Annotated in this window: 1 protein-coding gene; it reads right to left on the minus strand. The window is 50.8% G+C overall.

Annotated elements, in window-relative coordinates; genetic code table 11:
• Positions 1 to 254, minus strand: a 254-nt coding sequence (locus tag AB4486_RS26830; protein ID WP_372119819.1) for an MFS transporter, incomplete at both ends; no start/stop codon positions are given.

The following is a 254-nucleotide window of genomic DNA, read 5'->3' on the forward strand; positions in this document are numbered from 1 at the left end:
CCAACGGCACGACCTGCCATTTTTTCAGACACTAAGTTGGTTGCGACAACCGCACCGATGCCATAGAAAGGGCCTTGCACTAAGCCTGCGATCACACGGCTTGCCAGTAGAAGTGGATAGCTTGGCGCTAAGGCGGATAACACGTTGCCAATAATGAACAGTGCCATTAAGCCAATCAGCACTATCTTCTTGTTAAAGCGAGCAAGGTAGATGGTTAAGATCGGGCCGCCGATAACGATAGCCAACGCGTAAGC

This window comes from Vibrio sp. 10N.222.55.C6 (assembly GCF_041473395.1).
Classification (GTDB): Bacteria; Pseudomonadota; Gammaproteobacteria; order Enterobacterales; family Vibrionaceae; genus Vibrio; species Vibrio crassostreae_C.